The sequence below is a fragment of the Caballeronia sp. INML3B genome (assembly GCF_023631305.1).
Lineage (GTDB): Bacteria > Pseudomonadota > Gammaproteobacteria > Burkholderiales > Burkholderiaceae > Caballeronia > Caballeronia turbans.
This window is the reverse complement of the sequence record NZ_JALQDI010000063.1, coordinates 1-243: the sequence shown is the minus strand read 5'-3', so window position 1 is coordinate 243 and position 243 is coordinate 1. Positions and strand designations below refer to the sequence as shown.

General features: G+C 61.7%; 1 pseudogene. It reads right to left on the bottom strand.

Annotated elements, in window-relative coordinates:
* Window positions 1-38 precede the first annotated feature (38 nt).
* Window positions 39-243 (bottom strand): annotated as a pseudogene (locus NCS58_RS27385) (citrate transporter); the annotation flags it as partial.

The window sequence follows — 243 nt, the reverse complement described above, 5'->3', positions numbered from 1 at the left end:
GGGCAGCGAACGATTCTTTATGCAGACGCTTACGAAGATCAGCGAAGAACATGCCCGAGCACGATCACATACACCGCCGTGATCGCAAGCTGACATAAGGTGAACGGCAATCCATAGCGCAGAAAGCGCCCGAAGCTGACCGGCGCGCCTTCCTGCGCGCAGATTCCCGCTGCCACGATGTTCGCCGCCGAGCCGACGAGCGTCGCGTTGCCGCCGAGCGTCGCGCCGTACATCATGCCGATG